The 19,678-nt window shown below is 45.1% G+C and carries 15 protein-coding genes and 1 tRNA gene; 7 read left to right on the forward strand and 9 right to left on the reverse strand.

Features of this window, described 5'->3' with window-relative positions:
* The first annotated feature begins 556 nt into the window (after window positions 1-556).
* The gene (locus GK091_RS30080) at window positions 557-1,561 is read left to right on the forward strand and encodes an acyltransferase family protein (protein WP_164041251.1); all 1,005 of its coding nucleotides are present in this window, start codon (window positions 557-559) and stop codon (window positions 1,559-1,561) included.
* A gap of 674 nt (window positions 1,562-2,235) precedes the next feature.
* Here the strand turns inward: GK091_RS30080 and GK091_RS17815 are convergent.
* Complete coding sequence (locus GK091_RS17815) at window positions 2,236-3,066, reverse strand: hypothetical protein (RefSeq protein WP_164041252.1); 831 nt, start codon at window positions 3,064-3,066, stop codon at window positions 2,236-2,238.
* Window positions 3,067-3,375: 309 nt separating this feature from the next.
* Between GK091_RS17815 and GK091_RS17820 the strand changes: the two genes are divergently transcribed.
* From GK091_RS17820 to darG, 3 genes are all read left to right on the forward strand, one after another.
* Complete coding sequence (locus GK091_RS17820; RefSeq protein WP_164041253.1) at window positions 3,376-6,840, forward strand: class I SAM-dependent DNA methyltransferase; 3,465 nt, start codon at window positions 3,376-3,378, stop codon at window positions 6,838-6,840.
* 345 nt (window positions 6,841-7,185) lie between these two features.
* The gene (gene darT, locus GK091_RS17825; protein WP_164041254.1) at window positions 7,186-7,821 is read left to right on the forward strand and encodes a type II toxin-antitoxin system toxin DNA ADP-ribosyl transferase DarT; all 636 of its coding nucleotides are present in this window, start codon (window positions 7,186-7,188) and stop codon (window positions 7,819-7,821) included.
* Window positions 7,821-8,870 (forward strand): type II toxin-antitoxin system antitoxin DNA ADP-ribosyl glycohydrolase DarG, encoded by a 1,050-nt coding sequence (gene darG, locus GK091_RS17830; protein ID WP_164041255.1) that lies wholly within the window; start codon window positions 7,821-7,823, stop codon window positions 8,868-8,870. Before darT ends, darG begins: the two co-directional genes overlap by 1 nt.
* Before the next feature lie 54 nt (window positions 8,871-8,924).
* Here darG and GK091_RS17835 read toward each other — a convergent pair whose 3' ends face one another.
* The 7 genes from GK091_RS17835 to GK091_RS17865 form a co-directional block, all read right to left on the reverse strand.
* A complete protein-coding gene (locus tag GK091_RS17835) occupies window positions 8,925-10,400 on the reverse strand; it encodes a hypothetical protein (protein WP_164041256.1) in 1,476 nt (491 codons plus the stop codon).
* A 75-nt stretch (window positions 10,401-10,475) separates the two neighbouring features.
* Window positions 10,476-10,910, reverse strand: a complete 435-nt coding sequence (locus GK091_RS17840; protein ID WP_164041257.1) for a hypothetical protein — start codon at window positions 10,908-10,910, stop codon at window positions 10,476-10,478.
* Window positions 10,907-11,239, reverse strand: a complete 333-nt coding sequence (locus GK091_RS17845; protein WP_164041258.1) for a helix-turn-helix domain-containing protein — start codon at window positions 11,237-11,239, stop codon at window positions 10,907-10,909. The genes GK091_RS17840 and GK091_RS17845 overlap by 4 nt, the downstream gene beginning before the upstream one ends.
* A gap of 91 nt (window positions 11,240-11,330) precedes the next feature.
* Window positions 11,331-12,206: a hypothetical protein gene (locus GK091_RS17850; protein ID WP_164041259.1), complete on the reverse strand. Its 876-nt coding sequence runs from the start codon at window positions 12,204-12,206 to the stop codon at window positions 11,331-11,333.
* Window positions 12,207-12,321: 115 nt separating this feature from the next.
* Window positions 12,322-13,626, reverse strand: a complete 1,305-nt coding sequence (locus GK091_RS17855) for a site-specific integrase (protein ID WP_164041260.1) — start codon at window positions 13,624-13,626, stop codon at window positions 12,322-12,324.
* A 182-nt stretch (window positions 13,627-13,808) separates the two neighbouring features.
* Window positions 13,809-13,880, reverse strand: a tRNA-Arg gene (locus tag GK091_RS17860).
* 172 nt (window positions 13,881-14,052) lie between these two features.
* The gene (locus GK091_RS17865; RefSeq protein WP_164041261.1) at window positions 14,053-15,204 is read right to left on the reverse strand and encodes an AI-2E family transporter; all 1,152 of its coding nucleotides are present in this window, start codon (window positions 15,202-15,204) and stop codon (window positions 14,053-14,055) included.
* 285 nt (window positions 15,205-15,489) lie between these two features.
* On the opposite strand from GK091_RS17865, the gene GK091_RS17870 reads away from it, so the two are divergent.
* Both GK091_RS17870 and GK091_RS17875 read left to right on the forward strand, forming a co-directional pair.
* Window positions 15,490-16,200 (forward strand): response regulator transcription factor, encoded by a 711-nt coding sequence (locus tag GK091_RS17870; protein ID WP_164041262.1) that lies wholly within the window; start codon window positions 15,490-15,492, stop codon window positions 16,198-16,200.
* 84 nt (window positions 16,201-16,284) lie between these two features.
* Window positions 16,285-17,319: a sensor histidine kinase gene (locus tag GK091_RS17875; protein WP_164041263.1), complete on the forward strand. Its 1,035-nt coding sequence runs from the start codon at window positions 16,285-16,287 to the stop codon at window positions 17,317-17,319.
* Window positions 17,320-17,343: 24 nt separating this feature from the next.
* Here the strand turns inward: GK091_RS17875 and GK091_RS17880 are convergent, their stop codons facing one another.
* Window positions 17,344-18,609: an aspartyl protease family protein gene (locus GK091_RS17880; RefSeq protein WP_164041264.1), complete on the reverse strand. Its 1,266-nt coding sequence runs from the start codon at window positions 18,607-18,609 to the stop codon at window positions 17,344-17,346.
* A gap of 239 nt (window positions 18,610-18,848) precedes the next feature.
* On the opposite strand from GK091_RS17880, the gene tpiA reads away from it, so the two are divergent.
* Window positions 18,849-19,613, forward strand: coding sequence for a triose-phosphate isomerase (gene tpiA, locus GK091_RS17885; protein ID WP_164041265.1), 765 nt, complete (start codon window positions 18,849-18,851; stop codon window positions 19,611-19,613).
* The last annotated feature ends 65 nt before the right edge of the window (window positions 19,614-19,678 follow it).

The following is a 19,678-nucleotide window of genomic DNA, read 5'->3' on the forward strand; positions in this document are numbered from 1 at the left end:
TATTGGTTAGCGGGGAATTGTAGATAAGTTACAGATCAATTGGTTGACGGTTTATTAACTAATTCCGTTGAGCAATATTCTGGCCTTCTTATTATTCCGACTGACAAGCTGGTAAATACGGCTACTGTTAATGAATATAATTGATTGCAATAGTAATTAAATAAGGCAAAACTTACCTAATTGTGTGTATGGGCCAACGAATGTGTATTATTCTCATAAGAGGAGAAATATTATAGATTGATGTATTAATTAATTATATATAGAAAATGAAATTTATTTCGATAAAGATTTGATAAGTAAATATAAAGTTAAATAACTTAGCATTATCGTAACAGGTACTATACTAGGCGATGAAGTGTGTACATGAGTTGACATGCTTACCAGTAGTACTGTGCAAAAGCAGTGGATGTAACTCAGATAGCAATGGACGGGATGACTTCATTATCAACACGTAGCCATGATCTGTCGATGTAATTTTCTTTACATGACTCTGTAATCCGTTTTTGCTATCACTCTAAAAAGTTAGTGCTTAACCGCCACATCATATTTATAAGCTATGGATCAACGTAATGCAAGTGTTGATGTTTTCCGTTTTTTAGCTGCCTGCGTAGTTTTTATTAGCCATAGTGTCTATTCCAATCATTTATCGTTACTGGTCGTACTGGGAATAGTAGGACGGTGGGCTCTTCCATTTTTCTTTCTGGTCAGTGGCTATTACTTTGAGAAAAGTTATGTTCGTCGGTCTACTTCTGCGTTCACTAAAACCATAATAGCCTTACTGTCGGTTACTTTATTCATCAATCTATTTTATCTAGCGTTTGTTGGGGTGACCGAAGGATCTTTCAGACCATTGTTAACACGTTTTACCTTACTGACAGGAACCTATTTTCATTTGTGGTTCCTAACGTCGCTCCTCGTTAGTTACCTAGTGCTGTGGTTCTTCCTGAATTACAAACTAGTAAAGCTGTTGCCTTATCTGGCTGCTGTGACAATCGCCCTTGTCTTACTGTTAACCCCTTACAATTACTTGGTTGGGATGGCAACACACCCAATTTACGCCCGGTCACTTTTGTCGATTCCCTTCTTATGTATCGGTTTTTTAATTTCTAAACACGGGGTCGATGGTAGCATTTCGAAGCCAATTGCGTGTTTACTAGTCGTCTTTGGTATTGGTATACAACTCCTAGAAGGTTGGTTCCTGTCAAGCCAGGGACAGGATTCGTCGAGAGTTAATTTCTTGGGAGGAACGCTATTTGTATCGATTGGGATGTTTTTGTTGTCGCTTCAGTTAGTGGTCTCTCAGGATAATATACTGGGATATTACGGGCGACGCTACTCATTTCCTTTGTACTTGTATCACCCGCTGATCAACTATTTTCTCCATAAGAGCCTGGAAACGGTGTTGATGGGCACAGTCATATACTGGCTCAGTCCGATATTGGCTCTGGCAGCTACCTTACTACTATTCATATACATGGATAAATTTGCGCCTGCTCTATTCCGAATTTTGAGCGGAGGATTCTTGGCGTTGAAGCCTAGGCTAGAGGGAAAGCCTAGTTGACAGGACGATACGGCTAATTAGCAGTCTAAGCCTATTCCATTTCTACTCAGAAAAAAGCCCTGTCAATCAACGATTGACAGGGCTTTTAACTTGTATGTGCTCCCGAAGGGACTTGAACTTTTGAGTTTAATTTATTGATTATTAGAGGTTTACTATTCGTGAAAATCAGCAGGGGACGAATAAGGGGACGAATGATCTAATAGATTAGACAAATTTAAAAATAGGGGGACGGACTGCCAACAGGGGTTTGTATTTTTGAGATGAATCGAGAATTATTGATTCTTGGTTTGGTCAGAGCCGGACGGGTGGTTCCCCCGGCTCATCGGGTCGGGTGGGTGGTTCCCCCGACCTTTTTATTTTTTAATTGTATCACAAACTCAAGCGAGGTTTGGTATTTAAGACATTGATTTGTGAGATAACAATTTAAGATAACCAATCAAGCTCAATCAATATTGTCCGTGGAATTGATTCCTGTCTCCCAATGGGCTGGGATCGGTAAACAGCTGCGGGTACATAGCCGGGCGAATACGGGCCGCGAACAAATTCAAATCCTTTAACTTGTTCGCGGCAAAGTTATCCCGCATCTGAATAAATTAGAATTGGGTTTTAAAGACTACTAAGAACAGTGAAAAATAGTTACATCATTGACGATGCAGATTTTATTAGGCTTAGGCTTATGGTAATCTATGCCATTTATTATTGACAACCTCCTGCTTAGCAATTGCCCGATATTTTACCATTTTATCAGCCAATTGTATATTGAAAACGCTAAAAAGTGTAATTACTTTTTTTAGTCCCTTATATTCAATGTATAGGGAAAGATTTCTCATCAATGCCTGATCATTCGGGTCCGTACTTGCCATTAACTTCTGGATCGTAATGGCCCAATAATGAATGGCTGAATTAATTTCATCTGCACTTAGTAGGTTCGATTCTCGATAAACTTCTAAATGGCATAGTCTCTTTAAAAAGTCGTCGAATGAATCCCGTATTGCCGTTTCTTTGGGGCTAAAGGTGATTGCTAAAAGCTCATGAGGCAACAATGCAGTTGCCACCTCTCGTCTTGTAACCCTTTCGTATTTATCCTCTGGTTTTTCCTTGTCCCACAAGGGAACGTGTCGGTCTGGAGTTCCTAACATTAATAGGGCGTTCCAGACTCCGGGGGTGGAATCAAACGACGTCACCCGGTTCATAAGTGCTTCTTTTTGTTTCCATTTTTGGTCTGCTCGCCATTGACAGAACGTCAAAACAGTGGCAGTTGCCACTAAAACATAGCCGATAAGTGTTGCTAGATTGTCTGTCTCTCTAAACAGCCAACTTGTATCCTTTTCTTTTTCAGCTGGACTTTCTTTCTTAGGTTGGGCAACAGTCACCACTTTCTTGAGCTGGTTAACAGTCACCGCTTTTGGTTTGCTTAATGCAGTATCGGTTGGCCGCTTAGGTTGCGAGAAAACTGGTTGAGAAAAAGTAAGTAGTACAACAACTCCTAAATAAAAATGGCGCATAAGATGTGAATATCCGAGAAGTGAATAAGGTAAAGAAACTAAGCAATAGTAAATTGGCTATTTCACTGTAAAATTATACATACATTTTCACCATATGAAGGCATTAACCTTCCCTTAATTTTGACACCGTTTTTTTCAACCTGGTCTACCGGTCGTAAATTTCTTTATGACTAGAGGATTGATATACCCCTCCCTATCTGCTAAATCACAACTAAATGAAATACTTATAAAAGCTCACTTGCAGTTATTTTTTGGGCTAAATAGCCTTTGTTACATTCAAGTACTCATCTGTTCGTATTCTATTCACCTGTGACCTACCCTGAATTTGAAGCCCGTTGGAAACCGGCCGGTGGTGCCGAACGCGCTAATTATAGCCTTTTTCTACAGGACCTTTGCGACCTCATCGGCGTTGCCCGCCCTGATCCCACTACCGACAGCCCTATTCAAGATGCCTACGTACTCGAACGGGCCGTTGAGTTTAACGACCACGGCAAACGTACTATTGGCCGAATCGACCTCTACAAACGCGGCTGTTTTGTATTGGAAACTAAACAGGGAACCGAAACACCCGATCAACTAAAGACCGCAGAACGAGCTGAATTAGGACTACCGCCCGAAAAACGCCGGAAAGGTCATGCCATACGGGGAACGACTAAATGGGTACAAATGATGCAGACCGCCCGCCAACAGGCGTTAGGCTATGTACGGGCGTTACCGGCTGACGAACCTCGGCCCCTGTTTGTGCTGGTAGCCGACGTTGGTTATTGTATTGACCTCTACAGCAACTTTGCGGGGGTAGGTGATCAGTTCGTACCTTTTCCTGATCAAACGCGTTATCGGCTCCCATTGTCAAAACTGGCTGAGGAAGAAACGCGGGACTTGTTACGGCTCATCTTTACTAACCCTAAAGAACTTGACCCTAGCCGACGTGCGGCCCGCGTTACGCGTGAACTGGCTGAATATCTAGCAAAACTATCCACACAATTAGAGCGGGCGGGACATTCACCCGATTTAGTGGCACAGTTCCTTATGCGTTGTCTGTTTACCATGTTTTCGGAGGACGTGGGCCTGATACCCAAAGAATCGTTTACCGGAATGTTGCGGCAATATGCCCAACCCAACCTACGCGAATTTTTGCCAGATGCCTTACAAACCCTTTGGCGTACGATGGACACGGGCGGTTTTTCGCCCGATCTAAAGGCACGTTTACGCAAATTTAATGGTAAGCTGTTTCACGATGCTAGGGCGTTCACGTTAACGGCCGATCAAATAGCCTTACTACTAAAGGCGGCTGAAGCAGACTGGACGGCCGTAGAACCCGCTATTTTCGGGACGCTGTTAGAACGGGCGTTAGACCCCCGCGAACGGCACAGTTTAGGTGCTCACTACACCCCACGCCGGTATGTTGAGCGGTTGGTACTGCCTACGGTGCTGGAACCCTTGCGCCGGGAGTGGGCTGCTGCTCAAGCTGCCGCCGCACAAATATTAAACGAGGGCAAAGACAAAAACGCCCGTGCCGAACTGGAACGATTTTTACGTCGACTGACTACAATTAAAATTCTCGACCCGGCATGTGGTTCAGGGAATTTCCTCTATGTGACTTTAGAACACTTAAAACGGTTAGAGGGTGAAGTATTAGCGGCTATTAACTCATATGGACAAACCGCCCTTCTCAACCTGAGCGGAGGTACAACCATTTCCCCCCGGCAACTATTGGGTCTTGAATTGAACCCCCGCGCGGCTGCTATTGCTGATGTGGTGCTAAAAATTGGTTATTTGCAATGGCATCTACGGACCCACGGCGTTAGTGAATTACCTGAACCATTATTAGACGAATACGAGAATATACGCCAACAGGACGCCGTATTACAGCACGGCCCACCCGTACCTCGTTTAGATGTCAGCGGTCAACCTATAACGCGTTGGGATGGAGTAACGACTAAACTACACCCGGCAACTGGTCAACTCATACCTGACGAAACTGCCCGTACTGTCGTTTACGATTATCCAAACCCTCAACCCGCACAATGGCCTGAAGCAGATTTTATTGTAGGTAACCCACCTTTTATGGGAACAAACAGAATGCGTGATTCTCTAGGTGAAGGATATACTCAAGCCTTACGTAAGGCGTATGTTGGTAAAGTACCAGATTCGGCCGATTTGGTAATGTATTGGTGGTATAATGCCGCAAACGCGGTGAATAATAACAGTACTGAACGGTTTGGTTTGATCACCACGAACAGTATAAAACAAACTTTAAATCGACGCGTGATGCAGCCTTTTTTAGAGGGCGATTCTCCGACTTTGGCGATCAAATTCGCTATCCCCGATCACCCTTGGGTTGAGAGTTCCGATGGGGCGGCTGTACGTATTGCAATGACTGTGGTTGAACCCTTTTCATTTCAATCAATAGTCACTATTGGTCAGTTACTGAGCGTTAGAACCGAAACAATCCCTATAGGAGAAGATGCTGCTGAGGTAACATTTTCTGATCAGCAAGGACAAATTCAGGCTAATTTGACAATTGGTGCAGATTTAGATAGTGCAATACCTTTGAAAAGTAATGCAGACCTAAGTAATAAAGGGATTCAATTGTACGGAGCCGGTTTTTTACTTAATGATAAAGAATTTGAGCGCATTATGGCCTTGGAGCCATCGAGTGCACTTGTAATCAAAAAGTACATGAATGGGAAAGATTTTACTAGTGACAATAGAAGCTTAAGAGTAATAGATTTTTTCGGACTATCCGAAAAAGAAGCGCTCTTACTGTATCCTGTTCCCTATCAACATATTTTAGAACGAGTTAAGCCTGAACGGGAAGTAAACAAAGAACCAAATGTTAAAAAAAACTGGTGGTTACATGGTCGTACACGAGACGAACTTCGTATTTCGATCAAAGATTTAAACCGCTACATTGCTACAGTGGTAACAGCTAAACATAGAATTTTTCAATTCTTAAACACTGATATTTTAGCTGAAGATGCAATAATAGTTATTGCACTAGATGATGGATACCACTTAGGGATATTATCAAGTCAAATCCATATTATTTGGGCTTTAGCAACTGGTGCGGATTTAGGAGGCAATACCCCACGATATAGGAAACTACGTTGTTTTGACCCATTTCCCTTTCCCGATGCTACACCGCAACAGCAGGCCCGTATTCGTGAACTGGCTGAACAGCTAGACGCACACCGCAAACGCCAACAGGCTACCCACCCCACGCTCACACTAACCGACCTATACAACGTGGTCGAAAAGTTACGGGCGGGTGAAGCCTTAACAGCCAAAGAGCAAACGATTAATCAAATGGGGTTAGCGTCGGTGGTGCTCAGTTTGCACCAACAGATTGACGCGGCCGTTGCAGACGCATACGGTTGGCCTTACGATTTACCAGATAGCGAAATTTTAACCCGCCTTGTTCGGCTGAACCACGAACGAGCCGCTGAGGAAACCGCAGGGCATATTCGCTATTTACGCCCGTCGTATCAGGCCCCCGGTCAACAGCAGTTAGGTATCGACTTACCAGCTAAAGCAGTCTTAGTATTAAATACTCCCGTTACTGAAGCTAATAAACAAGAATGGCCGAGAGAATTGGCTCAACAAATGCAGGCTGTTCGGGATGCCGTTCAACAGGCTGGCGTTCCACTAAACGCAAAACAGGTAGCTGCTCTGTTCCAGCGTACCAAACCGGAGAAGGTTCAACCGCTATTAGATACTTTGGCCGCGCTAGCTCTAGTGCGCCAAACGCCTGAAGGAGCCTACGCGATATGAGCAGCGGAAAGGTCATTACAACAACTGTATATTATTAACTGCGTATAGGCGTCAGGGTGAAACGGCATAAGTAAGCGTTCCGTTACACGAAGAGCTAGCTAACATTTAATAGCGGATTACTGACACTAGAAGCAGAGTTAAGCGAAGGCGCTATAGTTTATGAATTGGTGCATCTGAAATTACCTGGGCATGGCAAACTGTAGAAGCTCATCATACCGCCTACTTTTCAAACGAGTTTCTATATGAGCTATAAAACAGGTCCAGGGCTGATGTGATTATTTAAGTGTTTATTACGTATGATTGTGTTCATTTTGATTTGTTTCTAAAAGTATACAGTAGATTTCAATGCCTGTACCATCACCTGTTTGGATTCATCGTATTGTACACGAGCAAAACCTATTGAACATTCTGAGAGAAGGAATGTTGTCACGTCGAGCAGTAACGACGACCACAAACTATGTGTTCATTGGCGATAGTGAACTAACTGAATTCAGAGATAAATGGCCTGTTGGTTTACCGGATTGCGGTAATTTGGGTGACTATGTACCGTTTTACTTTGGGCCTTTGTCACCTATGTTGTTGAGTATCAAAACAGGTTTTAGAGTTCCACAACGACCACAAGAGGAAATTATCTACTTATGCTGTAAAGTGGAGAGTATAGTTGAGGCTAATCTACCCTTTGTGTTTACTGATGGTCATGCTACAGATAAACTGACCGGTTTCTATCAATCGCTTGATGATTTGGAGCAGGTTGACTGGTCTATTGTCAAAGAAAGATACTGGAAAAACATAGATGATAATCCAGACCGCCAGCGACGCAAACAGGCCGAATTTCTTGTACATAACAAAGTTAATTCTGAATTAATCGGTGCAATTGTTGTATTTAACCAAGAAAAGGCTAACTTTGTGAATCAATTATTACGTCAGGTAGGGCTTAAGATTCCGGTGTACATCAATCCTAAAAATAACTTTTATTACTAATGATCCACTTTCTGACAGGCGACTTATTGAGTTCTAATGCACAGGCGCTCGTCAATACTGTTAACACAGTAGGCGTCATGGGTAAGGGAATTGCGTTACAGTTCAGAGAGCACTTTCCACTCAATTTCAAGCTCTACAAGAAGTCTTGCGACAACCATAAACTTCAGCCAGGCACACTATTAGTTGTTCACGAGCCAACGCTCGACGGAGAACGAATAATAATCAATTTCCCGACAAAAACAGACTGGAAACACAAGTCGAGTTACGCATACATTGAATCTGGTTTAAAAGAGTTAGTTCGTGTTATTGATGAGGAACGCATAACAAGTATTGCTATCCCTCCCTTAGGGTGTGGTAATGGTGGACTCAAATGGGAGAAAGTACGTCCTATGATGGAGAGTTACCTTAACGGGGTCTCATCTGATGTGTACATTTATGAGCCGAATGAAGCGGTAAAACAAGTCTTGCAACAACAGCAAGTCAAGAAACACACCCATTTGACGCCTGCTAGAGCGATGTTACTGTATGCCCTATTCTCCTATGAGAAAATGGGAGAACACGCTAGTTTATTTGTTGCAAATAAATTAGCATATTTTCTTCAACGACTTGGGGAAAACCTACGGCTCAACTTTGTTGCTCATCACTACGGACCTTACGCAACCGAAGTAGGACATGTATTATATAAATTAAACGGTTCCTACATGACTGGAATGGAGCAAAAAGAAGCAAAGGCATTTGAACCGCTTCATTTACGCTATGACAAGTATGATGAAGTTCGGACTTTTGTTGAGAGCAATCTCAAGTCAGAACAACGTCAGCGGTTAGATGATTTACTTGTGTTGATTTCGGGTTTTCAATCGGCACTATCTTTAGAAGTATTGGCGTCTGTTGACTTCATTACTGACAGAGAAGGACCTCTACCGACCGAAGATGTATTTAAGCGGCTACAAAATTGGTCTGATCGGAAAAAACGGCTCGTTAAAGAACGTCATGTTACGGTGGCTCTGGAGCAATTGAACGCATATAAGCAACGTACTGCCTTTGCTTAATATTGGCTCTAGAACGCGCAAAAATGTGAATCTCCCGTAGAACTTACAGTTTTACTAACGCACTTCGTAAGGCGTCCCATGCCAGTAGTTAAGCATTACCCACTGGTCAGTATTCAGCCGTAACATGTCGGTTACATCAAATAAGGTAGGGTTGCGGTATATCTTATTGATGTCGCGCCGTAAGTTATTGCGCCGGTTACTGTCTTTATTTCTGACGTTGTGAGCCGCCCGGCTGTAAGGATCTTCTTTTGAGCCTTTGGCATACTGCCGGTGTTGGCGTTCGAGCGTCAGCATCAGGTCGTCATTATTGCGAAGCATAGCCGCCGACACAAACCGTTGTTGCGGTTGCGGCTGGTTGATCGTCACGCCCGTAACCGGACAGACAACGTCCCCCATTGTGTATTCGTCCGGTTTTCCCTTGTCACAAAGTACCTCGGAATATAAAGGGTTAATTCGTGACATATCGTTGTTCGGGATGTCGGTTAATTTGTGACACGTTTCCTCTTGGTTTCTCGCTGTTTCTTCACTGTTTTTGCTGTCTACAATGGTGTCGCAAATGTCAGTTCTTAACCCGTTTTGCCATGCAGTTTTGCAGTTACAAAATCGTGTCAGCAAGTTGTCATTCACGGCCGTTAGTTGAGTCCACGTTTGATCAATGAGCGTTGAAACGTCTTTCTGCCAGTTGCTACCGTGTTGATTGAGTAATGCCCGAAAACGGTCTTTATTGCGGCTCAGGCGTTGGCGGTGGGCTGCAGCCTGTTTTGGGGTTAAATCGTCGGGTGTGTGCCAGTAACGCGGGTTACGGCATTGCTGATAAAATACCCGTTCTTTAACCGTCAACGTCTTTGAGTTTATTGCCGGATCATCAAACAGGATGTTGTTAAACGTACCGACTAGCAAGGCCCCCAACGGCCTAAAATTGTCTACATTTAGTAAGTCAGCCAACGTACGTAACTGAACGCCCGTACTGTCAAAGTACCTCATCTTTCTAACTCGGATCTCAAATCGTAGCAGGTTACAGTTTAACCCATTTTGTTTGCCCTTATCATAAACCTTAACCGTGTAGCGTTGCCGGTGACAGGCGTAATATGGCGTTTGGCTGTGGCTGTCTACTACAAATGACTGGTTTTTGTAGCAGATGAGGTTTGTAAATACCTGGCTAATTGCAAATGGTAATTCAAGGTTTACGCCAAACTCAATATTGTTGATTTTCGATTCAAACAGGTTGAACCCGTAGTCAGTGACTAGCCTGTCGAGCGTCAGTAGCAGGTCGTTTACTGTGTATTGGTCGGCATTGTGAAGCCCGTTGTTGTAGAATTTGTGCAAACTACCCTTTACCTCAACCCGATACCCTGCCCCCGTTTGCCGTGGTTTTAGCTGGAAATTTAACCCCCGGTCCTGTGCCCTTCGTATCGGACTGAGAATAAAGCCGGTTTGCGTATCAACCAGTCCCCCAAACGTTAGGCGGTCATTCTTCAGCAGCGAGTCAACCTCTACCGAAACATCCTGTATTTTGATTCCGTCGAACATATCATAGTGAATCCGCCCTCACGATTAGCGTGCGGTACTTGCCTAGTAGGGGCGGTTCGTTACGTGAGAAGTGAATTAGAGTAAACCCCGGCCAACAATAGCCGACACAAAGGCGGCCCGGTCTTTAGGAAAAGGGTAGTAAGCCGGGAAGTATCGGAGGACCATACGCCCGGCGTCGGCTGAGAAGTGAACCAGTATGCCGTTACGGACTTTACTACCGCCCTGTCCGAACGTCATAACATTGCCAATGTAAACACCTGTATGGTCGGTACGTTGCAAGCCAGTAAAGAACTTGATCGTTCGCCCTGTGCCTTTGCCGGTTCCTTTCTTCTGTGTTTCGGGACCGCGTAAGATGAACTCTGCATCTATCTTGTCATTGAACCGCCGTTCCTCAACTGTCAACTCACGCGGGACCTTGCAAAACCCTGGCTCACATTCTTTGACGATGTATCTGCCTTGGTCAACGTCAAGGCGGTAGGTCAGGCGATGGGAGATAGGTAGATAGTTCATGCCGCCCGGCCCTCCCCAGCCTTGTTCTTAAAACGACGGGATTCTTTGAGCGCGGCTAACACGTCAGCACGACGGTAACGAACTCGCCCATTAATCTTAAGAGGAACTAACACAGCCGGGCGGTCGTCGCTATCCTGTGCCCATTCGTGCAAGGTGGTCAGGCTAACCCCGATGTGTTCAGCCGTTTGTCGGCGCGTGAGCAGTTCGGGAAGGTCTGAACCAGCAGGGGCGGGTGGTGTGAAGTTCGCTAACTCCGAGCGAACGGCTACCCGAACCAGTTCTGTTAGCTGGTCAGGTGTGACATTGATTTGTGTTATTGTGCCGTACATGGCCGTAATTGATTTAGTACGGCTCAAAGTTGGCGGAGTTGAATCTGGTCAAAGTTATACTACAACTCTGACTATAACTGACTATAACTAATCACTTGTTGGCTATGTACTTTTCTACCAATTCTGATAATGATGCGATAAAAGTTATTCCATCTTCAGTTGCCTTATATGATTCTTTACGCCCTTGCATTAATTGCATTGGGTTACTTATTGAAATACCAAGCAGTGCACCCAACTGATTGGCTAGCACGTCAATTGTCACAGGTTTTCCTGTCTTGTTGTCAATGATTCTATGTGACTTTGCGAGTGCCCAAACCAATTCTGCAAAATCTGTCTTGTCGCCCCTATTATCTCTCCATACAAGTTTTGCATTAGTGATTTTTGGATGATCTTCTGTTACAGGTGATTTTGGGTTTACACTCTGTTGAGGGGTAACAATTTTTCGCGACATTTCAACGTATCCAAAATTCTGAGCAAGACCAGGAAGAGGATCACGGCTCTCAGCAGTTAGTTCGTCAGCTGCCTTTACATACTCATAGCAACAGACTCTAACCTCTTCAACTATGCTATAAATGCACTTTTTATCTTCTTCGGTTAATTGGACTCTATTTTTATGAGAACCAAATACTTCAAAAGTCTTAAAATCTAAAAAGATTCTATCTATCCATTCGTCAGATTCTAAATAGTCGTATCCGTCTCTTACTTGGCTCAAAAAAGAGTTTAAATTAGTAGAGTATCTTGTTAGTTCTAGGGGTCTTAATTTTGATAAAATGTTAGATTTAACTTCTACTACTAGTTCTCTCCCTAACAATAAGTAATCTTTAAAATCTGTTTCAATAGCCTTATACAAAGAATGTCTTTCTTGAAAATTCCCTGCAATATTAATTTCTTGAAATTCCTTAGATAAACTTTTGGTGGCTCTGCTAAAAACATCTATTATGCGTTCTTGCACATCAGTTGTTACCATTGGTTGTACTTGCTTTAGTCGTAATTTTGTTTATTCTGTTGTAGCTGGTAAAACAAGTAAATGGTACAGATAACACCTGTTAGGATGCTGACTGTACCATTTACAAATAGTATGCTCATTGAAAATGTGCGTGGTCAAGTAACATGATTGCATTTTGCTCTGACGAAACCTTAATGTACCGTAGTAGCATCTTTTCCGAACGGTGGCCGGTTATCTGCATAATCTGAATAACTGGAACCTTTGCCAAATACGCATTTGTCGCAAACGAACGCCGGGCGGTGTGAGAGCTAACCAATTCCCACTTTTCGAGGGTACGTAGCTCGTTTAGTCCGCCCCGTGTCCGATTAACCTCAATTCGGTCATTTAGGCCCGCCCTTTTGCATAGCTCCTTCAAGTGGTCGTTCAGCCGTTGGTTGCTGATCGGGCGCGGGGGCGTACCGTTGTATTTGTTGAGAATTGAAACAACTTTGGAGTTGAGGGGTATTGAAACCCGCTCGGACGTTTTGAGCGTCCGGCGCGTCAGAATACGACCGTTGATGTTTTCGGCCCGTAGTTGCGTGAAGTCGGAAAACCGTAGGCCGGTGTAACAGCCAATCAAAAACAGGTCACGCGCCCGCTCTATCCCCGGTGTATGGGTCAGACCAAGCGCATATAAACGCGTCAGTTCGTCGTCAGTGAGGTAAACGCTATCAACGTCCTCTGAAAACTTTTTAAAGTCTTTGTGCTGAAATATAGTGTTCGAGTGCAACCCGTCGGCGTGCGCCTGTTTCAGCATTACTTTCAGGTCTTTTAGTAGCGAACCAACATAGTTGAGCGTCAAGCCGCGGCCAGTTAGCCACAATTTGAATAAGTGGTAAAAATCAAGGCTGAACGCGGAGTAGTCAATAGGTTGACTGGTTGCCTTACTGTAGTCCTCTAATAACCGTTTTAGTTTCAGGTAGCCATTCAACGTAAACCGGGAATACTGCGAACTTTTGGCGTTAAGCCGACGACCAACGCGGGCTTCCTCAACAAACCGTTCGATGTAGCCCATAAATGTTTCGGTGGGTGTTGCGGTCTTGTCTTTCTTTGGGTGGTTGGTCTTAGCGCGTTTTAACGTCTGGTTAAGATGTTCTTTAATGAGGTCATTACTGATCGTCGACCCGGCTAATTGCAGAGCTGTAATAATCTGTTTAAGCGCGGCCCGGTGACGTTCAAGGTTGCCATTAATCGTTTCGTGCCGTTCCCGCTCTGAACGCGATTTCGTTGCAACGCGTACCCGCTGGGCGTTGGCGTCCCACTGGTACGGCTCAATCGTTTGTTCAGTTGAATACTTAAGCCGGCCGTAATCGAATCGGTATACAAGATAAATGAGCGTTGGGCGGTCGGCGCGGGGGTCTTTGAGCAAAAACTTTACGTCTTTGTCCTGAATAGTTTTCATTGGTTTAACTTGGTTTGGTCAAAACCAAGTTACAAATAAAATCAATGCAGGGGACGAACGAGGGGACGAATGAAGTTGATAAAACCGTATTTGTTTCAGTTAACCTTAGTAAAGTAGAAAGACTAATCAGTTGATTTTGAGTTTTTAAGCTCTAATCCTGATTAGTCTTTCTACGTACTTTGTGCTCCCGAAGGGATTCGAACCCCTATCGTCGGTACCGGAAACCGAAATTCTATCCATTGAACTACGGAAGCAGTGTTTCCCGTTTGGGAGTGCAAATATACTGGATTCTACGCTAATTACGCAAGGGAGTCGGTCGATGATTTCGCTGCAAAAAACAAAATACCAGCTATTATGCCATACTAACATTGAGAATAACGCCCTACTTTATGTACATTAGACACGTACTGGGCTAACTATCAGCGGCTACGTCTTCTCCTCTATGTTCCCGATCTTCTTGGCTCGCTTGGGCAAATGGTCAGCCAATTGCTGAAAGTTTTCAATAGGTGGCCGGGGTTTTTCAGCTTCGCCAATCAAAAAACCGTAGGGATTCAGTGATTCTACAGCATCAAAAATCACTTTTATAATGGCTGTCATCGGTAAAGCCAGCACCAGACCGGGAAATCCCCAGACATTTTCCCACAAAATGAGGACGATAATGGCCGCTAGTGGATTGATGCTAACTTTAGAGCCGACAATGTAGGGCGTGATGAAGTTACCTTCCAGCGTCTGTACAAAGAGGAATATACCAATTACGCCAAGAGCCTTCAGCGGATTATCTTCCGTAACCAGTGCGTAAGCTGCGGGTAGGAGGGAGCCTAACGAGATGCCGAAATAAGGGATCAGCACCAGGCAGGCACCGAAGAAACCAAAGAAAATAGCATAATCGATACCCAGAATGAGCAACCCGACGGTCATCAATGTGCCGATGATCAAAATAACCAGTACCAATCCGGCGAGGTAGTCTTTCACCACGTTATAAATACCACTCAGGACAAAGTCAATTTTTGACCGTCGGGTGCCGTCGAAGACTTTGTAAAAAAACGACCGAAAAAAATCGCGGTAAAGAAGAAAGAAGAAGATAAAGAGCAAGACCAGAAACACATCGGTTAAAGTGCTGGTGGTTGCCAGAAGAGTGCTGGTCAGAATCGTGCCGCCTTCGGACAAGGCCTGATTCGCGTATTTTGTTACTTCAGCCACTTGCCGCTGACGGTCGATGTTCAGGTGTTCGTCGGCATACGTTCCCAGTTGACTTATGTATTCCTTGACGCGAGTGATCAGTTGCGGCATAACTTCGGCAAAGCTGCTGATCTGCATCGAAACGGCATAAAGAATACCAACAATGACGGTTAACGTCAAGATCAGGCATAGGGCAATAGCGAGTATACGCGGCACCCCCCAGTTCTCGAGCCGTTGGGCCAACGGGAATAGCAGCACAGAAAATAAGATAGCAAAAACCAGAGGAATAAGTAATCCCTGCAGGGTGTGCAATCCATAAACAATGATAACCAATGACAGTAATACGCAGGCAATTTTAGCGTATGATGGGAGCTGTATCTCCTGGGCGCGAATATTCATGATGGAACATAAACTCCAGATAAGTACTAATCGTTATTTTCTTTTTGTGATTTGTTCCATCGACGAAATGGGGCGTCAGCAGGGCTATTTCGTCTTTTGACAAACGGACTATCCGATAAATTGATAACTTGCTTACAATCAACCGGTAAGGGAGGGCCAAAAAGCCTACTAGCTTATTAAATAATTGTTAAGTATGTGTCTCGTAAGCGTAACGTTGTGGATAAGCCACGTAACTTCGGGGCAGCCTACGGTAAAAAAGGGCTGTTCTCACCAACTCTGCTTCTCATGAGTGCTGCTAAAGCTGCTCAACCATTGCATCGCATTTTAGTCGTGGACGACGATGCTGACATTGTCGAAATGCTCGAATATAATCTTACGAAAGAAGGTTACGACGTTCGTACCGCAACAGACGGACGTAAAGCGGTTGACATTGCCCGGACTTATCTGCCCGAACTGGTTATGCTCGATATTATGATGCCGCACATGGATGGCATCGAAGCGGGCCGACAGCTGCGTGACATACCGGAATTACGACAGACGTATATATTGTTTCTGACCGCTCGTTCGGAAGAGTACTCGGAGGTAGCGGCCTTTGATGTAGGGGCCGACGATTATATCACTAAACCGATCAAGCCACGTGCTCTGATGAGCCGGATCAATGCACTTTTCCGTCGCGAAGCGCAAAAAGCTGATCCGGGTGAACAGATCAATATCGCCGAACTGGTGATTAACCGCAAAAACTATTCGGTTAGCCAGGATGACAAGTCGGTGATTTTGCCCAAAAAAGAATTTGAACTGCTGTTCTTTCTGGCGCAGCATCCCAATAAAGTATTTAGCCGTGAAGAGCTTCTTCAAAAAATATGGGGTGCTGATATTTATGTCCTCGAACGCACGGTAGACGTTCATATTCGTAAACTCCGTGAGAAGATCGGTGATACGCACATCCGGACGTTGAAAGGAGTGGGCTACATGTTTACGGATCAGCCTGATGTGTGAATTAGTGAATAGGCAGATGTGTTTACGGATCAATGACGGCGTGCGTTTATTTTTCATGCCGTCGCTCATTCACGAATTTGCCTAATGTCTCTGAGTCCCCGTTTTATAGCACTTTTACTGGCGTCATTGATCTCGGCACTGACGGTAGCCTTTCTGACGTTTGTGGACGGCGTTACCAGCACCATGCTGTTTGTGGTTGGTATTTCGTCGTTTGTTATCTCGTTTTTTTTGGTCTTATATGCCATCGAACTGCTCGTGTTCCGGGAAGTCAATAAGATGTATAAGACGATCCACAAGCTTAAAATCCGCGATTTCGCGATCTCCCGCAAAACGATCATTAAGAATACCAATCCCTTCAAGAAGCTGAACGACGAGATTTTTGTCTATGTCGCGAAAAAGCAGAAAGAGATTGACGAATTAAAGCGGCTGGAACAGTTTCGGCGGGAGTTCCTGGCCGACGTTTCACATGAACTGAAAACTCCCATTTTTGCCGCTCAGGGCTTCATTCATACGCTCATCGATGGAGCCGTTGATGATGAGCACGTACGCGATAAATTTCTGGCAAAAGCAGCCAAAAGCCTGGATGGCCTCGATGCGCTGGTAAAGGATCTGGTGGCACTCTCGCAGTTGGAAACCGGTGAAGTGAAAATGAATTTCGAGCAGGTCGATATAGCGCACGTCATACAGGAGGTATTTGAGCAATTGGAAAAGATTGCCCAGACGAAACGTACGTTTCTTAAAATGCGCGTCGACCGACCCGGTCCGATCTGGGTCAAAGCTGATCAGCAACGAATTATGCAGGTGATGACTAACCTGATCGAGAATGCGGTTAAGTACGGTAACGAAAATGGTAAGGTCTACGTCAGTCTGGAAGAGGACAAAAAACATGTGCTGATTGCCGTGAGAGACGACGGCCCCGGTATTCCACCCGAACACTTAAGCCGGATTTTTGAGCGATTCTACCGCGTCGAGAAGAGCCGTTCCAAAGATCGGGGTGGCACGGGCCTGGGCCTGGCTATTGTGAAGCACATCCTGAATGCGCACAAAGCCAAAATCACTGTTATGAGCAAACTGGAGAAAGGCACAACCTTCCGGTTCAAACTCGAACGGATGGAGTAACGGAATACAATTGTTCTGTATAGTTCAGATCAGTCGCTTGAGCGCAAAATTAGCGACGAAGATTTGTCCGTTACGCCGAACCAGTACGGATACCTCTTTTCCTTCCCCTTTCTGAAGAATCTTGTAAATATCGGTGATGCTTAGATCATTGGCGGAGCTGTTATTGACGAACAGAACCTCATCACCCTCAACCAAACCCGACAGCGCTGCCGGTGAACCATCAATAAGTTTAGCGACGTAGTAGTTGCGGAACCGTTCCCCTTTGGCACGAAGTTCCAGCCCGCTCATGTCGTGTTCGAACGATTCGCGCATCAACCGTTTGATCGGCTTCATGACGATGTAGCGATCCGGATAATTGAACGTGACATTAAACCGGCGCAGCAACTCACAGCCCACATTCCCCTGCCGTTCGGGCATGTTGATCAGCTTCATACCGAACGAGGTGCTGTCGGGAAACGACGCCAGAATATTGTCCAGTTCGTACCGACCGAATTTGATTTTTTGTATTCGGCCCATGCTGCCGTTGATCACACCATTTAAACCACGACCTAGTTGAGCCCGGACAACCTTCGCCGGTAGGGGCATGGCAGCGGTACTGCGCGAGCGGTCGAGCAGGAGGGCGTGGCCAGCACCCGTATCTAAAACTACCCGTAGCGGCATTGATTTGTCGCCGTCAAAAACAGCCAAAGCGTCGGTGTAGGCTTTGGTGTCCTGAATGGTAATGGGGTAACGATCGCCTTTTCGCTTCTTGTACTGGTATTTCTGGGGCTTCATGATAATAAGCTCCCGACGCTGAAAATCGACATTGACCACAAAATTGGCAAAGATCTCATAGCCGAAAATGCCGTGGACGGGTGTGCCGACGTATTCCGACAGCTTCAGAATATCTTCGTCCAGGATGACAAGGTTATGGTGCGATGCGCGCATACCGCCCATGCTCATGTTGGTATTGATGGCGATAGAGGCCGTTAGGTTGCTGCCTTCACCCGCTCCTGACAGTTTTACTTTACGGGCCAGTGTAAGCGGTTGTTTGCGGAAGATACTGGGGTCGGTAATGATGGTGTTGCTAACGCCCGTATCCAGAATGAACTGGAGCGTGTCCGAGTCATTGACCCGAACAGGGACTATGATCAGGTTCGAGTGAAGTTGGAACGGAATGCGTGTCCAGGATCGGTTGCCGGCAATATAAAAACCGTACCGTTCCCGATCGGGCGTGTGTTTACGATCATCATCGCCCCAGGCGACCAGACAGGTGCAAAGCAACCCGATTACTAAAACCGCCGTTTTCATGTAAATGTGTTTTATAGCATTGAAATTACGTATTTTTTACTAGAATAACACAAAAAAAGAATAACTGGTTTATATGCCTAACGAACGGGCTATCAGCAACATGGGCTGTTTTATAAAATTTACCGCTGGGCTGGATGGGGGGTTCGATCGAAAACCCCTAATTTCGCCCGTGGTTGATGAACAGGAGCTTGTTTATCAATTCGGATCAAATTGATTAGTAGCCTATTATTCCCTGTTTTATGCGTAAAAAGATAGTTGCCGGTAACTGGAAAATGAACAAAACCTACGAAGAAGCACAAGCCCTGCTTTCGGAGGTTGTCAATATGGTTAAGGATGAAGTTACGGGCGATGTTGAGGTTGTTCTCTGCCCACCGTCGATCTACCTGACCACATCGCGTCAGTACATCACGCCGGGCGGTAAAGTATCGATCGGAGCGCAGAATTGCCACGAGAAAGCGTCGGGCGCGTATACGGGCGAAATTTCGGCGCCGATGCTCCAGTCAATTGGTGTTGAGTACGTTATCTTGGGACACAGCGAACGTCGGCAATATTTTGAGGAAACCAACGCACAACTGGCCGAGAAGGTCAATAGCGTACTTGAAAACGGGCTGACACCTATTTTCTGCTGTGGCGAATCACGTGATCTTCGCGAGAACGGCGATTACATCGGGTTTGTGAAAGACCAGATTACCGACAGCCTGTTTCATCTGTCTGATGAATCATTTGCTAAAGTCGTGATTGCTTACGAACCAATCTGGGCTATCGGTACGGGCTTAACGGCATCGTCGGCGCAGGCACAGGACATGCACTTCGAACTCCGTCAGCACATTGCCGGACAGTATGGCGATGAAATTGCGCAGAACATCTCAATTCTATACGGTGGTAGTGCCAACGACAAAAATGCCGCTGAACTTTTTGCTCAGCCGGATGTCGATGGCGGTCTGATTGGTGGTGCTTCGCTGAAGTCACGGGATTTCCTGACTGTCATCAAGGCACGTCAATAGAAAGCTAAAAAATTAGTAAATCTATTGTCTCTCACGGAGGCACAACGAACACAGAGACTTAGTAC

Source organism: Spirosoma agri (assembly GCF_010747415.1).
GTDB classification, from domain to species: Bacteria; Bacteroidota; Bacteroidia; order Cytophagales; family Spirosomataceae; genus Spirosoma; species Spirosoma agri.

Excerpts from the sequence above, each read along its gene's own strand:
- tpiA (WP_164041265.1), top strand. The coding sequence starts at position 18,849 with ATGCGTAAAAAGATAGTTGCCGGTAACTGGAAAATGAACAAAACCTAC.
- GK091_RS17840 (WP_164041257.1), bottom strand. The coding sequence starts at position 10,910 with ATGAACTATCTACCTATCTCCCATCGCCTGACCTACCGCCTTGACGTT.
- darT (WP_164041254.1), top strand. The coding sequence starts at position 7,186 with ATGCCTGTACCATCACCTGTTTGGATTCATCGTATTGTACACGAGCAA.
- GK091_RS17880 (WP_164041264.1), bottom strand. The coding sequence starts at position 18,609 with ATGAAAACGGCGGTTTTAGTAATCGGGTTGCTTTGCACCTGTCTGGTC.
- GK091_RS17815 (WP_164041252.1), bottom strand. The coding sequence starts at position 3,066 with ATGCGCCATTTTTATTTAGGAGTTGTTGTACTACTTACTTTTTCTCAA.
- GK091_RS30080 (WP_164041251.1), top strand. The coding sequence starts at position 557 with ATGGATCAACGTAATGCAAGTGTTGATGTTTTCCGTTTTTTAGCTGCC.
- GK091_RS17875 (WP_164041263.1), top strand. The coding sequence starts at position 16,285 with ATGTCTCTGAGTCCCCGTTTTATAGCACTTTTACTGGCGTCATTGATC.
- GK091_RS17845 (WP_164041258.1), bottom strand. The coding sequence starts at position 11,239 with ATGTACGGCACAATAACACAAATCAATGTCACACCTGACCAGCTAACA.
- GK091_RS17870 (WP_164041262.1), top strand. The coding sequence starts at position 15,490 with ATGAGTGCTGCTAAAGCTGCTCAACCATTGCATCGCATTTTAGTCGTG.
- GK091_RS17855 (WP_164041260.1), bottom strand. The coding sequence starts at position 13,626 with ATGAAAACTATTCAGGACAAAGACGTAAAGTTTTTGCTCAAAGACCCC.
- GK091_RS17865 (WP_164041261.1), bottom strand. The coding sequence starts at position 15,204 with ATGAATATTCGCGCCCAGGAGATACAGCTCCCATCATACGCTAAAATT.
- GK091_RS17850 (WP_164041259.1), bottom strand. The coding sequence starts at position 12,206 with ATGGTAACAACTGATGTGCAAGAACGCATAATAGATGTTTTTAGCAGA.
- GK091_RS17835 (WP_164041256.1), bottom strand. The coding sequence starts at position 10,400 with ATGTTCGACGGAATCAAAATACAGGATGTTTCGGTAGAGGTTGACTCG.
- darG (WP_164041255.1), top strand. The coding sequence starts at position 7,821 with ATGATCCACTTTCTGACAGGCGACTTATTGAGTTCTAATGCACAGGCG.